The organism is Streptomyces sp. NPDC021356, from assembly GCF_040641015.1.
Lineage (GTDB): Bacteria > Actinomycetota > Actinomycetes > Streptomycetales > Streptomycetaceae > Streptomyces.
Map to the genome: position 1 here is coordinate 198,922 of NZ_JBFACU010000015.1, position 25,686 is coordinate 224,607.

The 25,686-nt window shown below is 73.2% G+C and carries 24 protein-coding genes and 1 tRNA gene; 6 read left to right on the forward strand and 19 right to left on the reverse strand.

Going from position 1 to position 25,686, the window contains the following annotated elements; translation table 11 throughout:
• Positions 1-74: 74 nt before the first annotated feature.
• The 3 genes from AB0G56_RS22000 to AB0G56_RS22010 all read right to left on the reverse strand — a co-directional run bounded on the left by AB0G56_RS22000 (position 75) and on the right by AB0G56_RS22010 (position 1,948).
• Positions 75-575 carry a nucleoside deaminase gene (locus AB0G56_RS22000; protein WP_360971816.1) on the reverse strand — a complete coding sequence of 167 codons (501 nt, stop codon included), beginning with the start codon at positions 573-575 and terminating at the stop codon, positions 75-77.
• Positions 576-786: 211 nt separating this feature from the next.
• Entirely contained in the window at positions 787-1,257 is a 471-nt protein-coding gene (cynS, locus tag AB0G56_RS22005) for a cyanase (protein WP_360971818.1), read from the reverse strand.
• A gap of 97 nt (positions 1,258-1,354) precedes the next feature.
• A complete protein-coding gene (locus AB0G56_RS22010; protein ID WP_360971820.1) occupies positions 1,355-1,948 on the reverse strand; it encodes a carbonic anhydrase in 594 nt (197 codons plus the stop codon).
• Between the two features lie 138 nt (positions 1,949-2,086).
• Here AB0G56_RS22010 and cynR point away from each other — a divergent pair, with 138 nt between their 5' ends.
• Positions 2,087-2,998: a transcriptional regulator CynR gene (cynR, locus tag AB0G56_RS22015; protein ID WP_360971822.1), complete on the forward strand. Its 912-nt coding sequence runs from the start codon at positions 2,087-2,089 to the stop codon at positions 2,996-2,998.
• 74 nt (positions 2,999-3,072) lie between these two features.
• Here cynR and AB0G56_RS22020 read toward each other — a convergent pair.
• Positions 3,073-3,146: transfer RNA gene (locus AB0G56_RS22020), tRNA-Pro, on the reverse strand.
• A 132-nt stretch (positions 3,147-3,278) separates the two neighbouring features.
• Between AB0G56_RS22020 and AB0G56_RS22025 the strand changes: the two genes are divergently transcribed.
• Entirely contained in the window at positions 3,279-3,986 is a 708-nt protein-coding gene (locus tag AB0G56_RS22025; protein ID WP_360971824.1) for a transketolase, read from the forward strand.
• Positions 3,987-4,110: 124 nt separating this feature from the next.
• On the forward strand, positions 4,111-5,025 hold the full coding sequence (locus AB0G56_RS22030; protein WP_360971826.1) for a transketolase: 915 nt from the start codon (positions 4,111-4,113) through the stop codon (positions 5,023-5,025).
• Between the two features lie 45 nt (positions 5,026-5,070).
• Here the strand turns inward: AB0G56_RS22030 and AB0G56_RS22035 are convergent, their stop codons facing one another.
• From AB0G56_RS22035 to AB0G56_RS22085, 11 genes are all read right to left on the reverse strand, one after another.
• Positions 5,071-6,477, reverse strand: a complete 1,407-nt coding sequence (locus AB0G56_RS22035; protein WP_360971828.1) for an MFS transporter — start codon at positions 6,475-6,477, stop codon at positions 5,071-5,073.
• A gap of 82 nt (positions 6,478-6,559) precedes the next feature.
• Complete coding sequence (locus AB0G56_RS22040) at positions 6,560-6,919, reverse strand: MmcQ/YjbR family DNA-binding protein (RefSeq protein ID WP_360971830.1); 360 nt, start codon at positions 6,917-6,919, stop codon at positions 6,560-6,562.
• A gap of 10 nt (positions 6,920-6,929) precedes the next feature.
• Positions 6,930-7,403 carry a GNAT family N-acetyltransferase gene (locus AB0G56_RS22045; protein ID WP_360971832.1) on the reverse strand — a complete coding sequence of 158 codons (474 nt, stop codon included), beginning with the start codon at positions 7,401-7,403 and terminating at the stop codon, positions 6,930-6,932.
• 63 nt (positions 7,404-7,466) lie between these two features.
• Positions 7,467-8,369: a LysR family transcriptional regulator gene (locus AB0G56_RS22050; RefSeq protein ID WP_360971834.1), complete on the reverse strand. Its 903-nt coding sequence runs from the start codon at positions 8,367-8,369 to the stop codon at positions 7,467-7,469.
• Positions 8,370-8,736: 367 nt separating this feature from the next.
• Complete coding sequence (locus AB0G56_RS22055) at positions 8,737-9,936, reverse strand: glycine C-acetyltransferase (protein WP_360971836.1); 1,200 nt, start codon at positions 9,934-9,936, stop codon at positions 8,737-8,739.
• Positions 9,937-9,979: 43 nt separating this feature from the next.
• Positions 9,980-11,008, reverse strand: coding sequence for an L-threonine 3-dehydrogenase (gene tdh / locus AB0G56_RS22060; RefSeq protein WP_360971838.1), 1,029 nt, complete (start codon positions 11,006-11,008; stop codon positions 9,980-9,982).
• Positions 11,009-11,402: 394 nt separating this feature from the next.
• Entirely contained in the window at positions 11,403-12,101 is a 699-nt protein-coding gene (locus tag AB0G56_RS22065; protein ID WP_360971840.1) for a GAF domain-containing protein, read from the reverse strand.
• Positions 12,102-12,180: 79 nt separating this feature from the next.
• Positions 12,181-12,819 (reverse strand): ATP/GTP-binding protein, encoded by a 639-nt coding sequence (locus tag AB0G56_RS22070; protein ID WP_360971842.1) that lies wholly within the window; start codon positions 12,817-12,819, stop codon positions 12,181-12,183.
• Positions 12,797-13,171 carry a DUF742 domain-containing protein gene (locus AB0G56_RS22075; protein WP_360971844.1) on the reverse strand — a complete coding sequence of 125 codons (375 nt, stop codon included), beginning with the start codon at positions 13,169-13,171 and terminating at the stop codon, positions 12,797-12,799. Before AB0G56_RS22075 ends, AB0G56_RS22070 begins: the two co-directional genes overlap by 23 nt.
• The gene (locus tag AB0G56_RS22080; protein ID WP_360971846.1) at positions 13,168-13,602 is read right to left on the reverse strand and encodes a roadblock/LC7 domain-containing protein; all 435 of its coding nucleotides are present in this window, start codon (positions 13,600-13,602) and stop codon (positions 13,168-13,170) included. The genes AB0G56_RS22075 and AB0G56_RS22080 overlap by 4 nt, the downstream gene beginning before the upstream one ends.
• A gap of 119 nt (positions 13,603-13,721) precedes the next feature.
• Entirely contained in the window at positions 13,722-16,076 is a 2,355-nt protein-coding gene (locus tag AB0G56_RS22085) for an ATP-binding protein (RefSeq protein WP_360971848.1), read from the reverse strand.
• A 300-nt stretch (positions 16,077-16,376) separates the two neighbouring features.
• Between AB0G56_RS22085 and AB0G56_RS22090 the strand changes: the two genes are divergently transcribed.
• Both AB0G56_RS22090 and AB0G56_RS22095 read left to right on the forward strand, forming a co-directional pair.
• Complete coding sequence (locus AB0G56_RS22090; RefSeq protein WP_360971850.1) at positions 16,377-17,399, forward strand: acetamidase/formamidase family protein; 1,023 nt, start codon at positions 16,377-16,379, stop codon at positions 17,397-17,399.
• Positions 17,400-17,612: 213 nt separating this feature from the next.
• Positions 17,613-19,136, forward strand: coding sequence for a glycosyl hydrolase family 18 protein (locus tag AB0G56_RS22095; protein ID WP_360971852.1), 1,524 nt, complete (start codon positions 17,613-17,615; stop codon positions 19,134-19,136).
• Positions 19,137-19,218: 82 nt separating this feature from the next.
• Here the strand turns inward: AB0G56_RS22095 and AB0G56_RS22100 are convergent, their stop codons facing one another.
• The 3 genes from AB0G56_RS22100 to AB0G56_RS22110 all read right to left on the reverse strand — a co-directional run bounded on the left by AB0G56_RS22100 (position 19,219) and on the right by AB0G56_RS22110 (position 22,816).
• Entirely contained in the window at positions 19,219-19,857 is a 639-nt protein-coding gene (locus AB0G56_RS22100; protein ID WP_360971854.1) for a hypothetical protein, read from the reverse strand.
• Positions 19,858-19,981: 124 nt separating this feature from the next.
• A complete protein-coding gene (locus AB0G56_RS22105) occupies positions 19,982-21,031 on the reverse strand; it encodes an SAM-dependent methyltransferase (RefSeq protein WP_360971856.1) in 1,050 nt (349 codons plus the stop codon).
• A gap of 153 nt (positions 21,032-21,184) precedes the next feature.
• Positions 21,185-22,816, reverse strand: coding sequence for an adenosine deaminase (locus tag AB0G56_RS22110; protein ID WP_360971858.1), 1,632 nt, complete (start codon positions 22,814-22,816; stop codon positions 21,185-21,187).
• 368 nt (positions 22,817-23,184) lie between these two features.
• Here AB0G56_RS22110 and AB0G56_RS22115 point away from each other — a divergent pair, with 368 nt between their 5' ends.
• Entirely contained in the window at positions 23,185-24,282 is a 1,098-nt protein-coding gene (locus tag AB0G56_RS22115) for a vWA domain-containing protein (RefSeq protein ID WP_360971860.1), read from the forward strand.
• Positions 24,283-24,382: 100 nt separating this feature from the next.
• On the opposite strand, the gene AB0G56_RS22120 is transcribed toward AB0G56_RS22115, so the two are convergent.
• Positions 24,383-25,570, reverse strand: a complete 1,188-nt coding sequence (locus AB0G56_RS22120) for an MBL fold metallo-hydrolase (protein WP_360971862.1) — start codon at positions 25,568-25,570, stop codon at positions 24,383-24,385.
• Between the last annotated feature and the right edge of the window lie 116 nt (positions 25,571-25,686).

Consider the following 25,686-nt stretch of genomic DNA (forward strand, 5'->3'; position numbering starts at 1 on the left):
GCCCTCGGTTCGGTGGGACTCGTCCCCGGTTCGTTGGGACTCGTCCCCGGTTCGTTGCGGCTCACGGCTCTCCTTCAGGCGGCGGTGGGGGCACCCGGGACGCGGCGCTCGCCGCCGTTGTGTTCCTGCCAGAGCCGGTAGACCTCGACGGCGGCGGCGCGCGGCTCGTGCCGCATCGGCAGCCGGCGCTCGTCCCAGTCCTTGGCGAACTCGCCGTAGAAGGTGTCGAGTTCGAAGTACTTGCGGTCGTCCACGTAGTGCGGCTCGTAGGCGTCGCGGGTGGTGAGGAACACGACCTCGTCGGGCGAACAGTAGTAGAGCGCGCCGAGGCACATCGGGCACGGCTGGGCGAGGACGTAGATCGTCGTGCCGACCAGGTGCTCGGTGCCGAGCCTGGTGCACGCCTCGCGGATGGCGAGGATCTCGGCGTGCGCGGTGGGGTCGTTGGTCTGGGCGACCCGGTTGGGGCTCTCGGCGATGATCTCGCCGTCCTTGATGATGACGGTCGCGAAGGGGCGTCCGCCCTCCTCGACGTTGCGGCGGGCGATGTCGATGGTGCGCTGTGCGAAGTCCATGCTGCGTGTCCTTCCTGTCTGGCCTGGATTGCCTGCCCGGATTGCCTGCCCGGATTGCCTGGCCGGATTGCCTGGCCGGGCTTGCAGGGCTTGCCCGGCTGGTGGCGTGGGGGCGCGGCGGGGCCGGGGCGGATCCAGGGGACCGGTCCGCCCCCACCGCCGGCCTCCGGCCCCGCCCCGCGGGGATCGGCGGGGCGGGGGGCGCGAGCGGTCAGAAGGGCTTGGTGGGCAGGTACTTGCCGTCCAGGGTGATCACGGCACGCTCGCCGCCCTCCGGGTCGGCGACCTTCTTCACGTCCAGCTTGAAGTTGATCGCGGAGATGATGCCGTCGCCGAACTGCTCGTGCACCAGGGCCTTGAGCGTGGTGCCGTACACCTGGAGCATCTCGTAGAAGCGGTAGATGGTCGGGTCGGTGGGGACGGCGCCGGGGATGGAGCCCCGGGTCGGGATGGTCTGCAGCAGCATCACGGCGTCGTCGTCGAGGCCGAGCAGTTCGGCGACGGCCTCGGCGGAGTCCGCGGGCAGGGCGTGCTGACCGAGGACGGCGGCGGTCACGAAGGCCGCGGAAAGGCCGGCCGCGTCCGCGATCTGCTGCCAGCTGAGGTCCTTGCGGGTCTTGGCCTCGACCGCGGTGGCGGCGAGAGCCTGGCGGGCGGCTGGGTCGAACTGGGCATGCACCATGAGGGGGGTCCTTCCTGGGTTCAGGGGTGGGGGAACACCCCGTCCGCCGCGGCGTGGCGACGGCGGCCGGGACATGGGGGGACGCGTGGACGCGTGGTCAGGCCGCCGACACGGTGGGACCGTGGCCGGCGGTGACGGTCTCGACGCCGCCGGTGGCGATGTCGTAGACCCAACCGTGCGCGGTGAGGGTGCCCTCGGCCAGGGCGCGGGCCGCCGAGGGGTGGGTGGCCAGGTTCGCGAGCTGGGCGAGCACGTTCTGCCGCACCAGCGCGACGACGTCCCCGCGGGCCGGGGTGCGGGCGCGGGAGGCCTCCGCGTGCCGCAGCCACCGGGCGACCGCCGGGACACCGCTCAGGTCGTGCGCCTCGGCCAGGGCCGTCATCGCGCCGCAGCCGGAGTGCCCGCACACCACGACGTCCGAGACGCCGAGGACGGCGACGGCGTACTCGATGCCCGCCGCCACCGCGTCCGGGGCCGGCGTGTAGGCGGGGACGAGGTTGCCCGCGTTACGGACGACGAACAGCTCGCCCGGCTCGCTCGAAGTGATCAGCTCGGGGACGACGCGGGCGTCCGAGCAGCCGATGAACAGCGTGTGCGGGGCGTGGTGCGTGGTGAGGTGGGCGAACAGGTCCGCCTTGGCGGGGTGGACGTCCCGCTGGAATCGCGTGACGCCCTCGGCGAGGTCGCGCATGGGTCACTCCCTCCGTGGGTTCGACGGGTTCGGTTTCGGGCCCGTCGGGCTCGATGCGTCCACCTTGCATGACCTGTGCCTATAGCGTCCAAGACGCATCACCCATGTCTTCCATTGGTCACATCTATAGTGGTGCTCATGGCTCCGGAACTGCGCCATCTGCGCTACCTGCTGGCCGTCGCCGAGCACGGCAGCTTCACGCGTGCCGCCGAGGACCTGCGCATCTCGCAACCGACCCTCTCCCAGCAGGTCAGGCAGCTGGAGCGGACGGTGGGCGCGCAGCTACTGGACCGCACCGGCCGCAGCGTGCGGCTGACCGACGCCGGTGAGACGTACGCGCGGCACGCCCGCCGGGCCCTGCGGGACCTGGCGGCGGCCGAGCGCGCCGTCCAGGACGTCCAGGACCTCACCCGCGGCCATCTGCGACTGGCCGTCACACCGACGTTCACCGCCTATCTGGTGGGCCCCCTGGTCGCCGGGCTGCACGAGCGGCACCCCGGGATCACCCTGGACGTCAGGGAGATGACCCAGGACCGCATCGAGTCGGCCCTGCTCGCCGACGACATCGACCTGGGCATCGCCTTCGCCGGGGCCCATCTGCCGGGCATCACGGCCGCGACCCTGTTCACGGAGACCCTGAGCCTGGTCACCGGGGGGCACCACCCCGAGGGCGACCCGGCCCCGCCGCTCCCGATCCGCAGCCTGACACAACATCAGCTCGCGCTGCTCAGCGGGGACTTCGCCACGCGCGGCCACATCGACGCCCATCTCGCGGCGCACGGCGTGCAGCCGCGCATCGCGGTCGAGGCCAACTCCGTGCAGGCCCTGGTCGAGATCGTGCGGCGCACGACGATCGCCACGGTGCTGCCCGACGCCATCACCCACGACCACCCGCACCTCACGCCGGTGCCCCTGGACCCCGCCCTGCCCGTCCGCACCGTCGCGCTGCTGCGGCGCGGGGGCGCCTACGAGAGCGCCGCCGCCCGCGCCTTCACCCGCCTCACGCATGACGTCGTCCGGGCCCGCGGCTACGCCGACGCCCCACCGTGACACTTCGCGCCCGGACATGCGTCAGGGCCGTCCCGGATTCCTCCGAAACGGCCCTGACCTGCGACTCTCTCAAGTCGGGACGACAGGATTTGAACCTGCGACCCCTTGACCCCCAGTCAAGTGCGCTACCAAGCTGCGCCACGTCCCGCTGCCCGTCTGACCTGGGGCTTCCCCCGGCCGAACGCGCAGGAAAACCATACCGCACTCGGGTCGGTGGTCGCGCACGCCTTTCCGCCGCACGCTTGACCTCAAGCTTGATTGAGGTTGCACGATCGTCGGCATGACGACCACCGAAGAACTCGGGCGCACCCTCGGGTACGCCGATCTGCCCCGGCTGATGGGGCTCATGACGGGCGACGAGAAGCACGGCCCTGCGGCCACGTCGACGCTCGACGTGCTCTGGGTCCTCTACGACCGGGTGCTCCGGGTCGGCCCCGGGCGGCAGGACGACCCGGAGCGCGACCGGTTCCTGCTCTCCAAGGGGCACGGCCCGATGGCTTACTACGCGGTCCTCGCCGCCCGCGGCTTCGTGCCGGTGGAGTGGCTGCCGGACTTCGGCACCCACGACTCCCCGCTCGGCCACCATCCGGACCGCACGCTGGTGCCCGGCGTGGAGATCGGCAGCGGGTCGCTGGGGCACGGGCTGCCCATCGCCGTCGGCACGGCCCTCGGGCTGCGCGCGCAGGGCCTGCACGGGCCCCGGGTGTGGGTGCTGATCGGCGACGCGGAGCTGGACGAGGGGAGCAATCACGAGGCGATCGCGTTCGCCGGTCCGGCGGGACTCGAACAGCTGCACACCGTGGTCGTCGACAACGCCTCCGCCAGTCATGCCCGCCCCGGCGGGGTCGCGGCCCGTTTCGAGGCGGCCGGCTGGTCGGCGGTGACCGTCGACGGCCGCGACCACGAAGCGCTCTACACGGCGTTCACCGCGCCGCATCCCGGCCGCCCGCACGTGGTGGTGGCCCGGGTGGAGCCGAAGAACTCCTGAGCCTGACGTCCTGCGCCCCGTCCCGCGCCTCCTGGGCCCCCGCCGGGGACTCCAGGCGCGCCCCCGCCCGGCGCCCCTCCACGCTTTCGTCGCTTTCGTCCCGACGCAGAAGGAACCCACCCCCATGGACACCATGCGTGACCGTTTCGCCCCCGTCGTCTCCCGGCTCCTCGACGAGGACCCACGGGTGGCGGTCGTCCTCGCCGAGATCGGCAAGGACGCGTTCACCGCGGCCCGGCGGCGCCACCCCGACCGGGTGATCAACGTGGGCATCCGCGAGCAACTCCTCGTCGGCGCCGGTGCCGGCCTGGCGCTGACCGGCATGCGGCCGGTGGTGCACACCTTCGCCAGCTTCCTCGTGGAGCGCCCCTTCGAGCAGGTGAAGCTGGACCTGGGACACCAGGGGGCCGGCGCGGTGCTGGTGAGCGCTGCCGCCTCGTTCGACTGGCCCGCCGGCGGATTCACCCACATGGCGCCCGGTGACGTGGCCCTGCTCGACACCCTGGACGGCTGGACGGTCCACGCCCCCGGGCACCCGGACGAGGCCGAGACGCTGCTGCGGCACGCCGTAGCCGCCGGGGAGGACCGGGTGTACGTCCGGCTGTCCGTGCAGTCGAACGCCCTCGGGCGCCCGGTCGACGGCGAGCACTTCGTGACGGTGCGCGAGGGGCGTTCCGGGGTCGTCCTCGCCGTGGGGCCCCTGCTCGACCCGGTGCTCGACGCGACGGAGGGCCTGGACGTGACCGTGCTGTACGCGACGACCGTACGGCCCTTCGACGAGGCCGCCCTGCGCCGGGCCGTCCGCACGGCCGGTACGGATGTCGTCCTCGTCGAGCCGTACCTGGCGGGCACTTCGACGGCGGCGGCGAACGACGCGCTCCGCGACGTGCCCCACCGGGTCCTCGGCCTCGGGGTGGGCCGCGCCGAGCTGCGGCGTTACGGCACCGTCGACGAGCATGCCGCCGCCCACGGCCTCGCCGCCCGGTCCCTGCGGGAGCGGATCTCCGCGTTCTTCGCGGCGGGCGCCCGGCAGACCTGAGACCTGAACGGCCGGGACGGGGAGTGGGAGGGGGCGGCCGGGCGGTCAGTGCTCCGCGGGGCGCGCCCCCATCAGGTGGGGGCCGCGCGCGTCGGCGCGGACGAGGCCGCGTATCGCGGGCACCGCGAGCAGGGCGACCGGCACGACGAGACTCATCGCCGCGGACACCAGCAGCACATGGCCCGCGCCCAGCAGGGAGGCGGACGGGCCGGCTAGGGCCTGGCCCACGGGCATCATGGCGAGGGAGCCCGCCACGTCGTAGGCGTGGATGCGGTTGAGGACGTCGGAGGGGACCTGCGTCTGGACGCTGGTCGCCCACATCACGCCCCAGAACGCCTGCCCGGCCCCGGCGACGGCGGCTCCCGCGGCCATGGCCCCCACGCCGAGCCCGGCCCCGACGGCCGCCGGGAACCAGACGAAGGCGAACAGCGCGACCGCCCCCGCGCGCAGCATCCGGCGCGGGCGCAGCCGCAGCGCGAGGAACCCGCCGACGACGGTGCCCGCGCCGAGGGCGGAGTTGATCAGGCCGTAGGCGCGCGGGCCGTGCTGCTGGACCACCTCGGTGGCCACCAGCGGGACGGTCGGGCCCCACACGGCGATCATGTAGAGGCACCAGATCGCGATGACACCCCACAGCCAGGTCCGCGCTCTGAACTCCCGCCAGCCTTCGGCCAGGTCGGCCTTGAAGGTACCCGGCCCGTGCCCGGCCGCCGGACCGCTGCCGGGCCGCGGCGACGGCAGGGGCGGCAGTCTGAGCAGCAGCAGGCACAGGGCGCTGGTCGCGTAGGTGGCGGCGTGCGCGGCGAAGACCCCGCCGGGTGAGGCGAAGCCCACGATGAGGCCGGCGACGGCGGGGCCGGCGAGCTGGGCGCCGGACTCGGCGATCCGTATCGCGCCGTTGGCCCCCTGGATGTCGGTGGCGAGCCGGGGCACTGTGCTGGCCACGCCGGGCTGGAAGACGGCGCCGGCCACGCCGTTGACGAGTCCGATCGCGCAGATCTCCCAGAGCACCACGTGCCCGGAGTAGAAGAGGACCGCGGCCAGGGACTGGGTGCCCAGCCGGGCCAGGTCGGCGCCGATCATCAGTCTGCGGGTGCTGAAGCGGTCGGCGATGACGCCGCCGAAGACCACGAGCCCGGCGAAGGCGGCGGCCGTCGAGGCCATGGCGAGGCCCACCGCGCCCGCGCCGTACCCGTGCTGGAGCAGGCCCGCGGCCAGCGCCACGGGGAGCATGGTGTCGCCGAGCCTGGCGACGGCCCGGGCGACGAAGAACAGCGCGAAGTCCCGCGACCAGACCGGCCGCGCCGCACCGCCGGCCGGAGAACCGGCCGGATCAACGCCACCGGTCGCGCCTGCGCCACTCCCCCGAGCGGCACCGGTCGCGGCGGTGCCGTCCTGCCTGCCCGCCGCCGCTGCCCCTTCCGTCGACGACTGCGCCGGTGTCCCGGTCATCCCCTCGACGCCCCCCTCCCCGCGCCCACTGCCCCTGTCCTCCGGATCATGCCACGGCCCACTGACAACGCCGGAGGGATTTTCACCCCCCGGCGGGCAGCCCGAGTCCGGGGTGGGCGTCCAGCAGCCGGGCCGGGGCCGCCTGGCGCCAGGAGTCGGCGAGGACGTCGCGCAGTTCGTCCTCGTCCTCCAGCGCGGAAAGGCGCACCCTCACCCAGGCGAACTGCGCCTCGTGGCCGGCGATCCAGAACTTCCCCGGCTCCGCCATGACCAGTTCGGCGCGCTCCTCCTTGGGGCAGCGCACGGCGATGGAGGTCTCGTCCTCCGGCAGCGTGGCGAACATCTTGCCCGCGACCCGGAACGTGGGCATGCTCCAGGCGGTCTTCTCCGTCGTGTCCGGCAGGGACAGGGCGATACGGCGTACGTCTTCGGCATCCTGCATGTCCGGCACGCTAGCCGTTCCCACTGACAGCGCCCCCGGCGCCGAACCGGGCCGTCCCCCCGGCCGCGGACCGGAGCGAACGGGCCGCCCCCGACTGCTTGTAGTAGATCGTCGCCGGCCGCAGCGTCCCGGCCGGGTCCGCCGCGTAGTCGGGGATCGCCCCGAGGCGGGTCCAGCCGGCCGACTGGTACAGGTGTTCGGCGGGGCTGCCCGTCTCGGTGTCCAGGTGGAGCAGGGTGATGCCCGCCGCCCGGGCCGCGTCCTCCGCGGTGGCCAGCAGGCTGCGGCCCAGACCCTGCCCGCGGGCGCGCCGGTGCACCATGAGCTTGACCAGCTCGGCCCGGTGGCGGCTGTTGGGCTTGTCGGGGAAGTCGAGACCGACGGTGCCGGCCACCCGGCCGTCCGCGTCGTGCGCGACCCATACGGCACGCCGGCCCGCCGCCCGGCGGAGCGCCTTCCCGCCCCCGACCCGAATATGAGACACCCGTGTTACGGAACGCTCACCGGGGGCGGCGCGCCCTCGGGCGGCGCGTGAGGCCGTTCGGTTCTACTCCCGGGCCGCCTCGCCCAGCGCGTCCAGCACCGGGCGGATCAGCGGGTGCCCCTCGGCGCCCCGGCGCACCGCGGCGAAGACCCGGCGCGTGGGGGCCACGCCGTCCACGGGGCGCACGACCACCCCCGTCAGGTCCATGCCGCGCAGCGCGGAGCGCGGGACGAGGGCCACGCCCGCGTCGGCCGCGGCGAGCGCGACGACCGCCCTGAAGTCGTCGGAGGAGTGTTCGATCCGGGGCTGGAACCCGGCGTTCTCGCAGGCCAGGACGACCACGTCGTGGCACGGGTTGCCGGGGTACGGGCTGATCCAGGGGTCCTTGGCCAGTTCGGCGAGCGGAACCTCGGGGCTGTCCGCCGTGCGGTGGGCGACCGGGACGACCGCGTCGAACGGCTCGGCGTACAGCGGGACATGGGTCAGGCGGGGGTCGTCGGCGGACGGTGCGCCCCGGTACTCCACGGCGACCGCCACCTCGACCTGCCGGTCCAGCACCATCGGCAGGCTCGCGTCGCCCTCGGCGTCCCGGACGCGGATGCGGATACCGGGTGCCGTCCCGGCCAGGCGGGCCACGGCGGGCGCGACGACCTCGGCGATGCCGGTGGCGAAGGAGGCGACGGTGACGGTGCCCGCCTCGCCCGAGCCGTAGGCCGCCAGCTCGGCCTCCGCCCGCTCCAGCTGGGCGAGGACGGCGTTGGTGTGGCTGAGCAGGATCTCACCGGCCGGGGTCAGCCGTACGCCCTTGGCGCCCCGTTCCACCAGCCGGTGGCCGGTCTCCTGCTCCAGGGCGGTGAGCTGCTGGGAGACCGCCGACGGGGTCAGGTAGAGCGCGGCGGCAGCCGCCGTCACCGTACGGTGGTCGGCCACCGCCCGCAGGATGTGCAGCCGCCGCGCCTCGATCATGGCACCGATTATCGCAAGCTCACCGGCCACCGGACACGCGGGACCGGTCAGCCGGCCGGCCCCGCGCAGCGCCCGCCCGCCGGCCCCGCTCAGGCCATCGGCTCCATTGGAACAACCGGCTCCACCGGCACCACCGGACCTACCGGCACCACCGGACCCACCGGCACCACGACACCACCGGACCTACCGGCACCACGGCACCACCGGACCTACCGGCACCACGGCACCACCGGCACCACCGGACCTACCGGCTCCACTGGACCCACCGGCGGTCGCCGGGCCCACCGGCTCCACTGGACCCACCGGCGGTCGCCGGGCCCACCGGCCCCACTGCGCCCGCCGGCCCCGCTCAGCCCGCCGGCTCCGTTCAGCCCTCCAGCTCCGCGCGGGCCGCGACGAAGGCGTCCACCGCGCGGTTCACGTCGGCGGTCGAGTGCGCGGCCGAGAGCTGCACGCGGATGCGGGCCTGCCCCTGCGGCACCACCGGGTACGAGAAGCCGATCACGTACACGCCCCGCTCCAGCAGCAGTTCCGCCAGCCGCCCCGCCTTGGCCGCGTCGCCGATCATCACGGGTGCGATGGCGTGGTCGCCGGGAAGGACGTCGAAGCCCTCCTCGGTCATCCGGGAGCGGAAGAGCGCGGTGTTCTCCGCCAGCCGGACGCGCAGGTCGTCGGCCGACTCCAGCAGGTCGAGGACCTTCAGGGAGGCCGCCGCGATCACCGGGGCGAGGGTGTTGGAGAACAGGTACGGCCGGGACCGCTGGCGCAGCAGCGCGACGATCTCGGCGCGGGCGGCGACGTAGCCGCCGGAGGCGCCGCCGAGCGCCTTGCCGAGAGTGCCGGTGATGATGTCGACGCGGTCCATGACGCCGTGCAGTTCGGGGGTGCCGCGTCCGCCGGGGCCGACGAAGCCGACGGCGTGCGAGTCGTCGACCATGACCATCGCGCCGTAGCGGTCGGCCAGGTCGCAGATCTCGCGCAGCGGGGCGACGTAGCCGTCCATCGAGAAGACGCCGTCGGTGACGACGAGCTTGCGGCGGGCGCCGCCCTCGTCCGCCTCCTTCAGCTGCCGCTCCAGGTCGGCCATGTCGCGGTTGGCGTAGCGGAAGCGCCGGGCCTTGGACAGGCGGATGCCGTCGATGATGGAGGCGTGGTTGAGGGCGTCGGAGATCACCGCGTCCTCGGCCCCGAGCAGCGTCTCGAAGACGCCGCCGTTGGCGTCGAAGCAGGAGGAGTAGAGGATGGTGTCCTCCTGGCCGAGGAACGCCGACAGGCGGCCCTCCAGCTCCTTGTGCACCTCCTGCGTGCCGCAGATGAACCGCACGGAGGCCATGCCGTAGCCCCAGCGGTCCAGGGCCTGGTGGGCGGCGGCGACGACCTCGGGGTGGTCGGCGAGGCCGAGGTAGTTGTTGGCGCAGAAGTTGAGGACCTCGCCGGGCCGGCCGCCCGCGGTGACGGCGACGGTCGCGGACTGCGGGGTGCCGATGACGCGCTCGGGCTTGTGCAGGCCGGCGGCGCGGATCTCGTCGAGGGTGGCGCGCAGGTCGTCGCGCACGGAGTCGAACATGACAGGCTCCTTGGAAGTGCTGGCGGGGAGGGGCGCGGGGAGGTCAGGCGGTCCAGTCGAGGATGACCTTGCCGCCCCTGCCGCTCGCGGCGTCCGCGAAGGCCGCCTCGAAGTCGGCGTAGCCGTACCGGCCGGTGATCACCGGGGCGAGGTCCAGGCCGCCCTCCAGCAGCACGGACATGGCGTACCAGGTCTCGAACATCTCCCGGCCGTAGATGCCCTTGACGGTGATCATCGAGGTGACGATGCGGGCCCAGTCGACCGGGAACTCCTCGGAGGGCAGGCCCAGCATGGCGATCCGGCCGCCGTGCGTCATGTTGGCGATCATGTCGCGCATCGCCTCGGGACGTCCGGACATCTCCAGGCCGATGTCGAAGCCCTCGCGCAGGCCGAGCGTGCGCTGGCCCTCGGCGATCGTGGACGCGGAGACGTCGATCGCGAGGCTCACCCCGACCTTGCGGGCCAGTTCCAGCCGCTCCTCGCTCACGTCGGTGATCACGACGTTGCGCGCGCCGGCGTGCCGGGCCACGGCGGCGGCCATCAGGCCGATCGGTCCCGCCCCGGTGATCAGGACGTCCTCGCCGACCAGGGGGAAGGACAGCGCGGTGTGCACGGCGTTGCCGAACGGGTCGAAGATCGCGGCCACGTCGAGGTCGACGGGGACGCGGTGCACCCACACGTTGGAGGCGGGCAGGGCGACGTACTCGGCGAAGGCCCCGTCGCGGCCCACGCCCAGACCGACGGTGGCCCGGCACAGGTGGCGGCGGCCGGCCAGGCAGTTGCGGCACTTGCCGCACACCAGGTGGCCCTCACCGCTGACCCGGTCCCCGGTCTTGATGTCGCTGACGTCACGGCCGGTGGCGACGACCTCGCCGACGAACTCGTGACCGACCACGAGGGGGGTGCGGATGGCCTGCTGCGCCCAGCCGTCCCAGGCCCGGATGTGCAGGTCGGTACCGCAGATACCGGTCCGCAGCACCTTGATCAGTACGTCACCGGGTCCGACGGCGGGCTCGGGTACGTCCGCGAGCCACAGCCCGGGCTCCGCCTTCTCCTTGACCAGCGCCTTCAACGCAACGGCTCCTGTGGATCGGGCCCGGGCCGGGTTCGGGGCATGCCGAAAGGACCCGCGTCCGGGGTGAGGGGTGGAATCACCTGGCAATCTGCCCTACGGCGGCACGCCCGGTCCATCGAGGATTTCTTAAGCGCGGCCACAGGTTTCCTTCACGCGGCCCGCCGCACGCCTCCCACGCCCGACGCACGCCTCCCCACGCCCCGTCCCACGCCCGACGCACGCCTCCCCACGCCCCGTCCCCCGCCCCCGCGCCCCTCACACGCGCGTCCCGCGCCCCCGCCCCGCCCGGTCCCGCTCCGGGCCCCGGCCCGCCCCGGCAGCCCTCTCCCGTCTCTCCCCCGCCTCTCTCCCGCCTCTCTCCCGCCCCCTCTCTCTCCTCACGTCGGCCGGCTCAGTGCGGGACACTCTCCGCCGCCGCCTCGCGCCGGCCCAGCCGCCGGCTGAGTTCGGCCGCCGCCGCCTTGATGGTGTCGAGCCCCTCGCGGCCCCACGGGCGCGGCTGCACGTCCACGACGCACACCGTGCCCAGCACCATGCCCGCGCTGTCGACGAGCGGGGCGCCGAGATAGGACCGGATGCCGTACTCGTCGACCACCGCGTTGCCCGCGAACCGCGGATAGTCACGGACGTCCTCCAGCACCAGAGCCTTCCCCCGCGCCACGACGTGGGGGCAGAACCCGTGGTCGCGCGCCAGGCGGCGGCCCAGTTCACGCCGGACAGTGTCGCCGTCGCCGTCACCGTCGGCCGGTTCACCGGGACCGGGCGACCCGGGAGGCCCGAGCGGTCCGGGGAGACCGGGTGGTGGTCCGACCGTTCCGGGTCGTCCGACCGGCCCGGGCGCGTCCACGTCCAGGACGTCACGGGAGGGCCGGTGCAGTCCGGCGAAGAACTGCCCCTGTTCGCCGGGGAAGTTGACCATGGCGTACGGCGCCCGGGTACGGTCGGCGAGCCGGTCCGCGAAGGCGTCGAGGGCCGGTTCGGCCCGCTCCCCGAGACCCAGTCGGCGCAACCGCCGCGCCCGGGCGGGCGCTTCCTTGTCCTCGGGGGTGAGCAGCAGCCGGCCGGCCGGGCGCGGCGGGTCGTAGCTCATGACCGGACTCCGGCGCTCCGGGCAGCGGTCGGGTACGGGCGGGTCATGTACGGGCTCCGTGACGAGGTGGTGCCGGGCATCACAGGTGGGCCCCGTGACTCGGCGCGGGCTCGGGCGCGTGGGCGATGAGGTGCCGTACGAGGGTCAGCAGGGTCTGCACCCCCGAGCTGGAGATACGGGCGTCGCAGCGCACGACGGGGATCGCCGGGGCGAGATCGAGCGCGGCGCGGACCTCCTCGGGGGCGTAGCGGTGGGCGCCGTCGAACTCGTTGACGGCGACGATGAAGGCGAGGCCCCGCTGCTCGAAGAAGTCGACGGCGGCGAAGCACTCCTCCAGGCGGCGGGTGTCGGCGAGGATCACCGCGCCCAGGGCGCCCTCCGACAACTCGTCCCACATGAACCAGAACCGCTCCTGACCGGGAGTGCCGAACAGGTACAGCACGTGTCGCGGGTCCAGGGTGATGCGGCCGAAGTCCATCGCCACGGTCGTCTCGACCTTGTTCTCGACGCCGTCGAGGTTGTCGGTGTCGGCGCCGACCGAAGTGAGCAGTTCCTCCGTGCTGAGCGGCGCGATCTCGCTCACGGCGCCGACCAGGGTCGTCTTGCCCACCCCGAACCCGCCCGCCACCAGGATCTTCAGCGCGGTGGGGAAGGGATCGGAGCGGCCGTCGTGACCGCGGGGGCCGTCGCCGCGGTCAGAGCTGTCGTCGTAGTCCATCGAGCACTGCCTCCAGAAGAGCCCGGTCGGTGGGATGGTGGTGGGTGACGGGCGGCTTGGTGGTCAGGGCGCCGCAGTCGACCAGGTCGGAGAGCAGCACCTTGGCCACCGCCGCCGGAAGTCTCAGGTGGGCGGCCACCTCGGCCACCGAGACCGGCCCGAGGCACAGGTCGAGTGCCTGGCCGTGCTCGGGCCCGAGGTAGCCGAGCGGCGTCACCCCGGTCGCCATCACCTGCGACATGAGGTCGAGCGCGACGCTGGGCCGGGTGCGGCCGTTGCTGACCGTGAAGGGGCGCACCAGCCGCCCGGCCGCGTCGTCGAGCCAGGGCCCGTCACCGGCCGCCGCGCTCAAGGCCGCAACGCCGGGGATCCGGCGGTTTGTTGCCGAGGCGCGGTCATGAGGTACGGGCGGACGCTCTTGACCAGCATCGCCATCTCGTACCCGAGCACCGCCGCGTCGGCCTCGCGGCCCGCGAGCACGGCGAGACAGGTGCCCGAGCCGGCGGTGGTGACGAACAGCAGGGTCGAGTCGAGTTCGACGACGACCTGCCGTACGTCGCCGCCGTCGCCGAAGCGGATGCCGGCGCTGCGGCCCAGGGAGTACAGGCCGGAGGCCAGCGCGGCCATGTGGTCGGCACTGTCGGGGTCGAGGCCGTGCACGGACTTCACCAGCCCGTCGCAGGACAGCAGGACCGCGCTGGTCGTGTGGGGTACGCGCTGGACGAGGCCGCTCATCAGCCAGTCGAGGTCGGAAACATGGCCGGTCGGCGCATCGCTCGCCATGGTGGATCGACTCCTTGGGGTACGAAGGTCCCCGCCGGCGCTGGGGGTTGAAGGGAGCGCGGGGGTACGGGTGAACGCGGGGGTACGGGTGAACGCGGGGGTGGGGGTGGGCGTGCTGGTCATTCGGCGGGCGGGCTCCCGTCGTGGCGTACGGCCGGCGGCGCGGCGCGGGACGGGCCCGCGTCCGGCGACGGCGACGGGTCCGGCGACAGCTCCGGGTCGGGCTCCGGTGGTCCGTCGGTTTCCGGGGGCAGGAGCGAAGCCCGGCGCTCCTGCGTCTCGGCGAGTCCGATCCCGCGCTGGAAGGCGGCCATCAGACCGGGGTCGTGACCCGCCACGTCCTCGCTGTCCTGGCGGGGCGCGGGGGCGCCGCGCAACTGGGGGACGATGTGCTGCTGGGCGCGGCGCCGGGGCAGTCGGGGTCGGTCCATGGTGCCGCGCACCACGGAGTCGACGCGCGGGACGGGCACGACGCCCGCGTGGGCGGCGACGGCTGCCCGGTCCTGCGGCCGGATGCCCGGGACCGCTTCCGAGGGGTTCGCCCGCGGTTGCCCGGCACCGCGCCGCGGCAGGGGCGCGGGCCCCTGACCGTCGGCGGGAGCGGGGGGCGCGAGGGACCGCCCCCCGGCCGGCACGTCGGTCTGCGGGCCGTGCCCGGCGAGGCCGCCCCCGGCAGCGGCACCGCCCCCGGCGCGCTGGTCCGGCCCGGCCTGCTCCGCGCCCCCGGCCCGCTCGATGCCACCGGTCTGTCCGGAGCCACCGACCCGCTCGACGCCACCGTCCTGCCCGGCGCCACCGACGTGGTCGACGACACCGCCGTGGTCGACGACTCCGCCGTGCTCCGCGAACCCGACCCGCTCGCCGACACCGACCCGCCCGACGCCACCGTCCTGCCCGGCGACCCCGACGCGCTCGACGCCACCGCCCTGCCCGGCGCCACCGATCTGCCCGGCGCCACCGTCCTGCCCGCCGACCCCGACCCGCTCGACGCCACCGCCCTGCCCGGCGCCACCGATCTGCCCGGCGCCACCGTCCTGCCCGCCGACCCCGACCCGCTCGATGCCACCGCCCTGCCCGGCGCCACCGGTCTGCCCGACCGGAGCGGCCGGGTACGGCGGCGGTGCCGACGGGCGGTACGCGTCGATCGCCGCGCCCGGCTCGGCCCCCGGTACGTCACCCGCACCGGCGAGTTCCGTACCCGTACCACCACGCGTACGAGTACCGGGACCTGCCCCCGCACCCGTACCCGTACCCGCTCCCGTGCCCGGCTCCGCCCCGAGCAGCGCCTGGGGCACCACGAGCACCGCCTGCACACCGCCGTAGATGTTGGTCTGCAGCCGGACGCTGATTCCGTGCCGCCTGGCCAGCTGGGACACGACGAACAGCCCGATGCGGCCGTCCGCGAGCAGGCTGGCCACGTTGACCTGGTCCGGGTCGGCCAGCAGGGCGTTCATCCGCACCTGTTCGCCGACCGGCATGCCGAGGCCCCGGTCCTCGACCTCCACGGCGAGCCCGGAGGTCACGAGGCCCGCGCGCAGCAGGACCTGGGTGTGCGGGGCGGAGAACACCGTGGCGTTCTCGACGAGTTCGGCCAGCAGGTGGATGACGTCGGCGACGGCGTGGCCGCGCAGCCGGCCGTCGATCGGCGGGACGAGTTTGACCCGCGAGTACTGCTCGACCTCCGCGATGGCCGAGCGCAGCACCTCGGTCATGGATACGGGGTGGCTCCACTGGCGGCGGGAGACGGCGCCGCCGAGGACGGCGAGGTTCTCGGCGTGGCGGCGGATGCGGGTGGCGAGGTGGTCGACGTGGAAGAGGCCCTTGAGCAGGTCGGGGTCCTCGATCTCGTTCTCCAGCTCGTCGAGGATGGAGATCTCGCGGTGCACCAGGGACTGCAGGCGCCGGGCGAGGTTGACGAAGACCTCCAGCTTCTGTTCGCTGCCCGCCTGGCTGGAGAGCTGCGTGGCCTGCACCACCGCGGTGACCGCTCCCTCGTGGGCGCGGGCCAGGTCGGCGGCGAGCAGTTCGAACTCGTCGGCGTCCGCGGGCGGTCCGCCGCGCGGTTTGCGGGCAGGCGGGGCCTCGCCGTGCCGCAGCGCCTCGACGAGCGCGTGCAGGTCGGCCTCGCGGCGCGCGGTGCCGCGGCGCAGCGCGTCGAGGCGCTCGTGCACGGACCTGGCGGTGCGCCCGGCGGCGACGGCTGCGGTCACGATGCCCGCGAGCGCCACCGACAGCGCCCCCGCGAGCACCGCCCACAGGGCGAGTCCGGGCCGGGCGCCGGTGGAGCGCACCGTGAAGAGCACGGCCGCGCCCGCGCTGAGTGCCACCGCGACCGGCGGCAGCACCGCGAGGCGCAGCAGTTGGGGCCGTATGCGGGTGTCGGGCGGCGCGGGGACGGTGCGGGCGACCGGACGCCCGTGCCGTCCGCCCTCGCGGCGGTCCGCACGGGCGGCCGGTGCGCGGAGGTGAGACATCTGTTCCTCGTACTGGTCCGTCGGGCCTGGAGGCTCGCGCGGGGAGCGCGAGCGGGCATACGCCATCGCTGTGCCGGTCGGCCAGGCCCGGGGAAGCGCCTCTACGTCGTCCGGCGGACACTCACAGTAGTCACCAATGCATCATGTGCGATGAGCAGTTGACAAAATCCCCCGGGGATCGTCCCGCTCTGGTATGAGGCGTCGTACGGCAGATCGAAAAGCGTCGTACGACAGACCGAGGACGACGGACCGGGAAATCCCGCCCCCGCCGTTCACCGTCCCCCAGGAGGAACCGTTCCCATGACCACACCCGTCCAGGTGATCAGCGTCCCCGCCGACCCCGAGCGCTACGCGTACGCCTTCGGCGGCGGCTCGCCCGTGGTGACGGTGGAGCCCGGCTCGCTCGTCGAACTGACCACCGAGGACTGCTTCGGCGGCCGGGTGCGCGGGCCCGCCGATCTGCCGAGCCAGGTCTGCGCCTTCCCGTACCTGAACCCGGTGACCGGGCCGATCGCCGTCGCCGGTGCGGAGCCGGGCGACGCGCTCGCGGTGCACTTCGTGGACATCTCGCCGGCCCGCGACTGGGGTGTGTCCAGTACGTTCCCGCACTTCGGCGCGTTGACCACCACCCACACCACGGCCATGCTGCATCCGGCGCTGGAGGAGCGGGTCTGGGTCTACGCCATCGACGCGGAGACCGGCACCTGCCGGTTCGAGGCCACCCGCGGCGACTTCGCGGTGGACCTGCCGCTGGACCCGATGCACGGCACCGTCGGGGTGGCCCCGGCGGCGGGCGAGCGGCTGATGTCCATCTCCCCCGGTGTCCACGGCGGCAACATGGACACGCCCGAGCTGCGGGCCGGTACCACCGTCTACTTCGGGGTCAACGTCGAGGGTGCGATGCTCGCCGTCGGGGACGGCCATGCCCGCCAGGGCGAGGGCGAGGTGTGCGGGACGGCGGTGGAGACGGCCATGAACACGGTGGTGGCCATCGACCTCGTCAAGGGCGGCGCCCCTGCCGTGCCCCGGCTGGAGAACGACGAGTTCCTGCTGAGCACGGGTCATGCCCGGCCGCTGGAGGACGCGTTCCGCATCAGTCAGCACGACCTCGTGCAGTGGACGTCCGAGCTGCTCGGACTCGACCGGCTGGACGCCTACCAGTTGGTCGGTCAGGCAGGGCTCGCGCCGGCGGCGAACGTCTGCGACACCCAGTACACGATGGTCGCCAAGCTGCCCAAGCGGGTGCTGGGGCGGGCCCGCGCCTTCGACGGGATCCACGAGCGGCTGCGGGACCTCGGCGCCGGGTACCTGCGGCAGCGCTGAGCCTCGGCGCGCGGGAGACGAGGCCCGCGGGTGGTCCAGTGGGCCGCCGCGGGCCCTGTGCAGGCGGATGACCCGCCGACCCGCCAGATTGGTCTAGTCCCATTTTGGTCCAGACCATTGACCCACCCGGTGGCCGGGCGCTATCCCATACGCATCAACATCTCCCCTCCGTACGGGCATTGGCGAATCCCCACTCCTCACACCGGGACTGACATGAGACTCATGCGTTCCTTCCGCGCGGTCCTCACCGCGGCCGTCACCACGGCGGCCTCGGTGGGCCTCGCCCTGACGGGCACCGGCACGGCACAGGCGGCGACTGAGCTGCCCGCCCACGTCTTCGCCCCCTACTTCGAGGCCTGGACCGGCGAGAGCCCCGCGGCCCTGGCCGCCCAGTCCGGTGCCAAGCACCTGACGATGGCGTTCCTCCAGACCGCCTCCAAGGGCTCCTGCACGCCGTACTGGAACGGCGACACCGGCATGCCGATCTCCTCGTCGACCTTCGGCAGCGACATCAGGACCATCCAGGGCAACGGCGGGGACGTCATCCCCTCCTTCGGCGGCTACACCGCCGACACCACGGGCACCGAGATCGCCGACAGCTGCACCGACGTCCAGCAGATCGCCGCCGCGTACGAGAAGGTCATCACCACCTACGACATCTCGCGGCTCGACATGGACATCGAGGCCGACTCCATCGACAACGCCGCCGGCATCGACCGCCGCAACAAGGCGATCAAGCTGGTCCAGGACTGGGCGGCGGCCAACGGGCGCAAGGTGGAGTTCTCCTACACCCTGCCGACCACCACCCACGGCCTCGCCGACAACGGCGTCCAGCTGCTGCGGAACGCGGTGAGCAACGGCACCCGGCTCGACGTCGTGAACCTCATGACGTTCGACTACTACGACAACCAGTCCCACGACATGGCGAAGGACACCCAGACCGCCGCCCAGGGCCTGGTCGACACGCTCACCCAGCTCTACCCGAACAAGTCGTCCGCGCAGCTGTGGAGCATGGTCGGCATCACCGAGATGCCCGGCGTCGACGACTTCGGGCCGGCCGAGACGTTCAGCCTGGCGAACGCGACCACGGTCTACAACTGGGCCGTCTCCAAGGGCATCGACATGCTGTCCTTCTGGGCGCTCCAGCGTGACAACGGGAGTTGCGCGGGCGGCGCCGCCGCCGACAACTGCTCGGGCATCCAGCAGAACACCTGGGACTTCTCCCACATCTTCGAGCCGTTCACCAGCGGCAGCACCGCCCCGGCCGACGACTTCTCCGTGGCGCTCGGCGCGTCCTCCGGGACGGTGACCGCGGGGCAGTCCGCCACCACCACGGTGAAGACGGCCGTGACCAAGGGCAACGCGCAGACGGTCGACCTCTCGGTCAGCGGCGCCCCGGCCGGCGTCACCGCCTCGCTCAGCCCGGCCTCGGTCACGGCGGGCGGTTCCGCGACGCTGACCCTCGCCACCACCTCGGCCGCGGTCTCGGGCACCTACACCATCACCGTCACCGGTTCGAGCGCCTCCGGCAGCCACTCGGCGACGTACGCCCTGACCGTCACCGGCGGCAACGGCAACCAGTGCACCGCCGCCCCGTGGTCCAAGTCCGCCGTCTACACCGGCGGCCAGCAGGTCTCGTACAAGGGCCACAACTGGAAGGCCAAGTGGTGGACGACGGGCGAGGAGCCCGGCACCACCGGCCAGTGGGGCGTCTGGCAGGACCTCGGCGCCTGCTGACCCCGCCCGGCCCCGTACGTGAGTGGCCCGGAGACCGCCCCCGAGGGCGCGGCCTCCGGGCCGCTCACGCGCCTCGGCGCCGTCAGTACCGCTGGGCCTTCGTCAGCCGGGCCGTCAGCTTCTTCTCCTCCGACCGGCGGCTGAACGCGATCGGCTGCGCCTTCTTCCCGGGTTCCAGGTCCTGCGCCCCGACGTACCGGGTCTCGGCCACCTTGCCGTCGGCGTCGACGAAGTCGATCTGGGCGGCGTACGACGCCTTGCGGTCGGTCCTGTTGGTGATGGTCACCAGGACGGCGAGCACCCCGCCCGTCCGGTCCTTGGGCAGCCCTGTCATCCCGACCTCGGAGAGCGCGTTGCCCCTGCCGTGCACACCCTTCAGTTCCTTCTCGGCCGCCGCGGCGGAGCGGGCGGTGTCCGCCGACACGGACGCCTCGAACGCGGAGGCGCGGGCTTCGGCGGAGGACGCCGCGGCCGACGCCGAGGCCCGGGCGGAGGACACGGCCGCGGAGGCCGACGAGGCCAGCGCGGAGGGCAGGGTACCGGCGGAGAACGAGGCCGTGTTCGGTGCGCCGGGGGACCGGCCGGACCCCGATCCGCCGCCGTTGGAGTTGCCGCCGCCGCATCCGGTCAGCGTGCCGGCCGCCAGCGTGCAGGTCAGTACGGCCACCGCCAGGGCGGTGGGGCGCGGCCCGGCGAGGCCTGCGCGACGCGGAAGAGGCATCGGCCCGTCCTTCGGGGTGGGGGGATCCTGAGCCCATCGTCGGCGCCGGCCCCCCGGCGCGCGACTCGGCCGCCGCCGGCCCGGTGACGCCCTCCCCGCGCGGCGGGGAGAGCCGCGAACGGGATCAGTTCTTGCGGGCGACGATGATGTCCCGGTTGATCGCCTGATCCACCCGGTGGACGAAGCCCCGGTACGCCTCGGAGTCACGGACGGTGAACCCGTGGGCGGCGAGGATCTCGGCCAGCTGTTCCCGCCCGGCCACCAGCGTGTTCCAGGAGATGCCGATCGCGCCGCCCGGCCGCAGCAGGGGCTCCCACACCGGGACGGCGGCGGCCAGCAGATCGACGGGGCTGCGGGACAGCCGCCCGGCGTTCCCGCCGCCGTGCGGCCGGCTGCCGTGCTGCACGCCGTAGGGGGCGTCGGTGACGATCAGGTCGAACTCGCCGCGGCGGAAGAAGTCGCCGCTCCTGAGCGTGTCCGCGTTGACCACCGTGACGTCGATGGTGCTGCCCTCGCGGTACAGCTCCTTGGACGCCCCGAGGCTGACCTGCAGCCGGCGTCCCAGGGTCGCCTTGTTGCGGCGGACGGTCCCGGTCTCGGCGTGGTGCTTGAGCCTGCTGTTCTTCAGCCAGGTGCGGAAGAACGCCGAGTAGGCGTCGAAGTCCTTGGGGTCGATGTCCAGCCCGCTGGCGCCCATGCCGTACATGACCGCCTGGTTGAGCGTGGTACCGCGGCCGCACATCGGGTCGAAGAGCCGCAGTGCGCCGCTCAGCAGCCCGGTCGGCGCGTCCGTCGCCAGCGCCGTCACGTTCACCAGCAGCTTGGTGAAGTCCTCGTTCGTCTTGCCGGCGTACTTCTGGATGGTGAGCAGGTCGCTGCTGAAGAGGTCGAGGGGCTTCTTGAGGACCGGGCGCAGCACGTCCGGCTGCTCGACGGCGAAGAGGGCGTACAGCGACGACAGGTTCGACAGCAGGCGGATCGCGGTGTCGGACAGCGGTTCGGCGGTGAAGGTGACGTAGGGCACGCCACCGATCTCGGTGACGGCGACGTCGTGGACACCGCCCTCGATCACGCTCTCGCCGAACGCCTGGAGTTCCGCCATGGCCAGGTCGGGCGCGGACCGGGCGTACACGCGGTTGTGCGAGGGCGAGACGAGAAACCCGTACCTGCTCATGTGCTTTCGGATCCTGCTTTCCAGTGGCTTCCGGCGACGGCCGCGGTGGTGGTGACGCCCGGGGCGCGGCCCTGCTCGGAGCCGGTCGGTGACGCACCGACTTTACCCGAGCCGCCCGGTCGGGCGCGGGGGCACCGGACCGGGCGGACAGGGTCAGCCGCGGCGGGCGACCGAGCGCTCGAAGCGGTGGAAGGCGGTCTCCTGGCGCCACTCCAGGCGGGCCTTCAGGCTGGAGTCCAGCAGCCGGCGGCACGCCCCTGCCGGCTGGTCGACGCCAGGCCGCGTACCGCGGCAGGCGGCCTTGGCCACGTAGCCGGAGCGGGTCGGGTTGCCCTCCCACAGGCTCGCGCCCGGCGCGAAGGCGTACTCCAGGGACGCGCGGGCCAGCTTCTTCAGCTCGGCGTAGCGCAGCCCGTAGGTGCGGGCGGCGTACGCGTACTCGTGGGTGATGTCGATGCGGCTGACACCGGGGTCGTCGGTGGCGAGCACGACCGGTACGCCGTAGCGGCGGTAGGTGTTGAAGGGGTGGTCGGCGCCCTTGACGCCGAGGATCTGGGCGTTGCTCGTGAACGGCACCTCGACGGCCGTCTCACGGGCGGCCATGGTGCGGGCGGTGCGCTGCCAGTCGTCCTCGTGGACCAGGTCGACACCGTGGCCGATGCGTTCGGCACCGGCGACGTCCACCGCCTCCTTGATGTGGAACTTCAGGTCCTCGGGCTTGACCAGGCCGGGCCACAGCTCCCCGGCGTGGAGGGTGAGGTGGGCGTGCGGGTAGAGACCGCGCAGGTACTTGAGCATGCGCATCTGGAGGCTGTAGTCGCGCAGGGAGCTGTCCCAGTCCTCGGGCTGGACCAGGTTGACGGCGACGAAGCGGTGGTCGCGCTCGGCCAGGCGCATGCCGAGGGCCATCTGCGTGAACACCCGCACCGGCGAACTACCGCGTGAGACCTGGGAGATCCAGCGCACGGTGAGCGTGCAGCCGGGCCGGGCCGCGCGCGTGCCGCAGTGCTCGGTGGTCCGGAACTCCGCGTCGGAGTCGTCGGTCTCCTTGCGCGCCTCGCTCACCAGCCGGTCGAGTCCGCCGCCGGCCGTGAGTTTGCGGTGCAGTGCGGCCAGGTCGTCGTCCCACCCGACCTGGTCGGCGAGTTTCTTCGCACCGTCCGAGGCGGGGGTGATCATGGTTTCCAGGTAGTACTGGTTCTGGACGGCCGCGTGGTCGGCCACGTCGGCGAGCAGTTTGCCGCGGTGCCGCCAGGTCACCTCGCCGAACTTGCCGAAGGTGTCGAAGAAGTGGTCGTGGCCGTTGCCGCCCGGCGGGAAGTCCTGCATGGACCAGGCGCGCAGGATCGCCTCACGGAAGGCCTTGTCGGTGCGGGCGTCCGCGGCGGGGCGGGTGCCCGGCCCGCACGGCGGGGCCTGAGCGGTCATCGTCGCGGTGTCGACGCACAGCCCGTCCTCGGCTGCCAGTTCGATGAGGTACTCCGTGGTGACCGCGCCGGAGAGGTGGTTGTGCAGGTCGCCGCCCTTGGGCATGCGCTCGAAGAAGCGGCGCAGGGCCCGGGGGTCGCGCCGGATCGAGCGCAGGTAGGCGTCGGTCGCGGCCTCCGCCGGTGTCGTGGACGGCCGTACGGCTCCGGGCCGGCCGCCGGCCTGGGCGGGCGTGTCGGCGGCGACGGCGGGCGAGGCCGGGGACGCGGTGAGGGTGGACAGCGCCGTGAGGCACACGAGACCTGAGGTGACCAGGCTCCTGCGTCGGCGCCCGGACCTGGTGGGTTCGGTATTCACGCCTGCATCATCACGAGCCCGGACGCCGTGGGTCCGGCGACCGCGCGGAGATCCACTCGACAGGGTGACAGGGAGGCGGCCCGACCTCCGGCGACCCCCTGCGTTGTCAGTGGTGCTCCGTAAGGTGAGACCACCGTCCGAACGGACCGGATGCCCTGCCGGGTTGCGCGAGCCCGGCAGGCGACGTCCACCGGCGGAAGAGGGCGTTCCGTGACGTGCGTGGCGACCGTTCGCCACCGCCGCGCGCCGACGCCCGACGACTTGAACCGGCCGAGACACCAACGGGCACGCCTCCACGGAGGAAGCCGCTTCTCCGCAGGGCACCGACGCGGCCCCTGGGGGAGGACGAACAGAAGGGGACCGACGCGATGAGCGCCACGGTGAAGGACCGCCTCAAGAAGCACTTCGTGAACCACGTCGCTCTCGTCATCGACAAGTCCGGCTCGATGAGGGGCCATTCGGAGCAGCTCATCCGGGTGGTGGACGAGTTCGTGAAGGGGCTGGCGGAGGAGTCCGACCGGCTCGGCCACGAGACCCGGATCAGTCTCTACGCCTTCGACCACCTGGTCGAGAACCTGGTGTGGGACATGGACGTGAAGCACCTGCCGTCCATGCGGGGCCTGTACACGGTGGAGAACGGCGCGACCGCGCTGATCCAGGCGTCGGTGAAGGCACTCGACGACCTCGGCCACATATGGGAGGAGTACGGCGAGCACAGCTTCCTCCAGGTCGTCGTCACCGACGGCGAGGAGAACGCCTCGGGCGCGGACACGACGGGCTCGCGCCACGATCACCTTCCCGACGGCCGCGCCGTCCTCGACACCTGGCGTGACAGGATCGCGGACAAGTTGAACAGCCTGCCCGACCACTGGACTTCGGCCATCATGGTGCCGAACTCCCTGGCCAAGCGCACCGCCCAGCAGTACGGCTTCCCGACGGGCAACATCTCGATCTGGGACGCCGACTCGGCCCAGGGCGTCGAAGAGGCGATCGGCACCGTCAAGACGGCCGCCACCAGGTTCCTGCGCGACCGCGAGCAGGGGGTGCGCGGAACCAGGAACCTCTTCGCGATGGGACAGGACCTGAGCACGGCCGACGTCAAGTCCAGCCTTCAGTCACTCGACGCCGGCAAGTACGTGCTGATCCCGGTGGACCAGCAGACGTCGATCCGTGATTTCGTCACCGGCGCCGGGCACCCGTACAAGACCGGCTGTGCCTTCTACGAGCTGTCCAAGCGCGAGAAGATCCAGGCCGGCAAGAAGATCGCCGTGGCGGAGAAGGACCCCGCCACCGGCCGGACGACCGGAAAGGTGTTCACCGGACCCGCCGCCCGCCGGCTCCTCGGGCTGCCGCAGACGGAGGTCACGGTGACCCCCGGGAGCAACGCGGCGTACACCGTGTTCGTCCAGTCGACCTCGGTCAACCGGAAGCTGGTCCCCGGCACCAGGCTGCTCGTCCTCCTGTAGGCGGGGCGGCGGGGCCGGGCCGGAGGGAGCCGTCCGGCCCGCGCGGATCCGCGTCGGAGCGGCGTCCCGGCCCCGCCGGGTCCGCGTCGGCCGTCCCCGCTCAGCCCTCGCCCACGAGGTCGAGGTCGTCGCGGGAGGCCGCCACCGGCGTGCTCCCGGCAACGGTCCACGTGCGTTCCACCGGCCGCGACACATCCCGCCACCAAGGGCGCGTGGGGAGTTCCCCGGCAGGCTCGAACGGCTCCCCCGGGCAGGGGAACGCGACCGCCTGCCCGGCCTCCTCGGCCGCCTCCTTGGTCCACTCCCCCGGCTCCGCCCACGGGTGCGGGGCCAGGTTGAACGTGCCCCAGTGGATCGGCAGCAGCACACCGCCCGGGCCGCCTTGCTGGAGGTCGAGGTGCGCCCGCAGCGCTTGTGCCGGCGTCATGTGGATGTCGGTCCAGAACTCGGAGTACGCGCCGAGCTGGATCATCGTGACGTCGAACGGGCCGTGGTCGGCGCCGATGTCCTTGAAGCCCTCGAAGTAGCCGGTGTCGCCGCTGTGGTAGACGCGGTGCTCCTCGCCCGTGACGACCCAGGAGGCCCACAGGGTGTGCTGGGTGTTGCGCAGGCCACGGCCGCAGAAGTGCCGTGCCGGGGTCGCGGTCAGGGTGAGTCCGCCGACCTCGGTCGCCTCGTGCCAGTCCAGTTCGCGCAGGCGGTCGGCCGGAACGCCCCAGTGTTCGAGGTGTGCCCCGACGCCGAGCGGCACGGCGAAGAGGGTGTCCGTGCCGGCCAGCGCCTTGATCGTGGGCATGTCCAGGTGGTCGTAGTGGTCGTGGGAGATGACGACCACGTCGACCGGGCCGAGCGCGGCCAGCGGCAGGGGCACCGGGTGCAGGCGGCGGGGGCCGGCGAAGGGGAACGGCGAACAGCGCTCGCCCCACACGGGGTCGAAGAGCACCCGCCGGCCGTCGATCTCCACGAGGACGCTGGAGTGGCCCAGCCAGGTCACCCGCAGTCCGGTGGCCGCGGGGCGGGCCAGGTCCGCGAAGGTCGTGGCGTGCACGGGGATGTTGCCCAGGGGGGCGCGCCGGGTGCGCTGCTCCTTGTCGAAGTACAGCTTGGCGAAGTCCCACGCGGTGCCCGAGGGCCGCGTCCGCGCCTCGCCTCCGGGATTCTGGAAGACGCCGTCCTTGAAGTGGGGGGACCGGCGGATCCGCGCCATGCGCGCACCGCCGGGGTCCACACCGAAGGCCTCGGGCCGCAGGGCGCGGAGCCCGGAACTCGGGGGACGGAAGCCGGCCACGTTACCTCCACAGGGGGTCGGTCAGGTTTTCCATTATGAAGGGGCCGCCGGGTGTCCCACCCGCCGCCCGGCGCGCGACCGGCGACTGCCCCCCGCACGCACCTTGCCTGCCGGGC

Coding starts and splice junctions, on each gene's coding strand:
- AB0G56_RS22000 (WP_360971816.1), bottom strand. CDS start 575: ATGGACTTCGCACAGCGCACCATCGACATCGCCCGCCGCAACGTCGAG.
- cynS (WP_360971818.1), bottom strand. CDS start 1,257: ATGGTGCATGCCCAGTTCGACCCAGCCGCCCGCCAGGCTCTCGCCGCC.
- AB0G56_RS22010 (WP_360971820.1), bottom strand. CDS start 1,948: ATGCGCGACCTCGCCGAGGGCGTCACGCGATTCCAGCGGGACGTCCAC.
- cynR (WP_360971822.1), top strand. CDS start 2,087: ATGGCTCCGGAACTGCGCCATCTGCGCTACCTGCTGGCCGTCGCCGAG.
- AB0G56_RS22025 (WP_360971824.1), top strand. CDS start 3,279: ATGACGACCACCGAAGAACTCGGGCGCACCCTCGGGTACGCCGATCTG.
- AB0G56_RS22030 (WP_360971826.1), top strand. CDS start 4,111: ATGGACACCATGCGTGACCGTTTCGCCCCCGTCGTCTCCCGGCTCCTC.
- AB0G56_RS22035 (WP_360971828.1), bottom strand. CDS start 6,477: ATGACCGGGACACCGGCGCAGTCGTCGACGGAAGGGGCAGCGGCGGCG.
- AB0G56_RS22040 (WP_360971830.1), bottom strand. CDS start 6,919: ATGCAGGATGCCGAAGACGTACGCCGTATCGCCCTGTCCCTGCCGGAC.
- AB0G56_RS22050 (WP_360971834.1), bottom strand. CDS start 8,369: ATGATCGAGGCGCGGCGGCTGCACATCCTGCGGGCGGTGGCCGACCAC.
- AB0G56_RS22055 (WP_360971836.1), bottom strand. CDS start 9,936: ATGTTCGACTCCGTGCGCGACGACCTGCGCGCCACCCTCGACGAGATC.
- AB0G56_RS22065 (WP_360971840.1), bottom strand. CDS start 12,101: ATGAGCTACGACCCGCCGCGCCCGGCCGGCCGGCTGCTGCTCACCCCC.
- AB0G56_RS22070 (WP_360971842.1), bottom strand. CDS start 12,819: ATGGACTACGACGACAGCTCTGACCGCGGCGACGGCCCCCGCGGTCAC.
- AB0G56_RS22080 (WP_360971846.1), bottom strand. CDS start 13,602: ATGGCGAGCGATGCGCCGACCGGCCATGTTTCCGACCTCGACTGGCTG.
- AB0G56_RS22085 (WP_360971848.1), bottom strand. CDS start 16,076: ATGTCTCACCTCCGCGCACCGGCCGCCCGTGCGGACCGCCGCGAGGGC.
- AB0G56_RS22090 (WP_360971850.1), top strand. CDS start 16,377: ATGACCACACCCGTCCAGGTGATCAGCGTCCCCGCCGACCCCGAGCGC.
- AB0G56_RS22095 (WP_360971852.1), top strand. CDS start 17,613: ATGAGACTCATGCGTTCCTTCCGCGCGGTCCTCACCGCGGCCGTCACC.
- AB0G56_RS22100 (WP_360971854.1), bottom strand. CDS start 19,857: ATGCCTCTTCCGCGTCGCGCAGGCCTCGCCGGGCCGCGCCCCACCGCC.
- AB0G56_RS22105 (WP_360971856.1), bottom strand. CDS start 21,031: ATGAGCAGGTACGGGTTTCTCGTCTCGCCCTCGCACAACCGCGTGTAC.
- AB0G56_RS22115 (WP_360971860.1), top strand. CDS start 23,185: ATGAGCGCCACGGTGAAGGACCGCCTCAAGAAGCACTTCGTGAACCAC.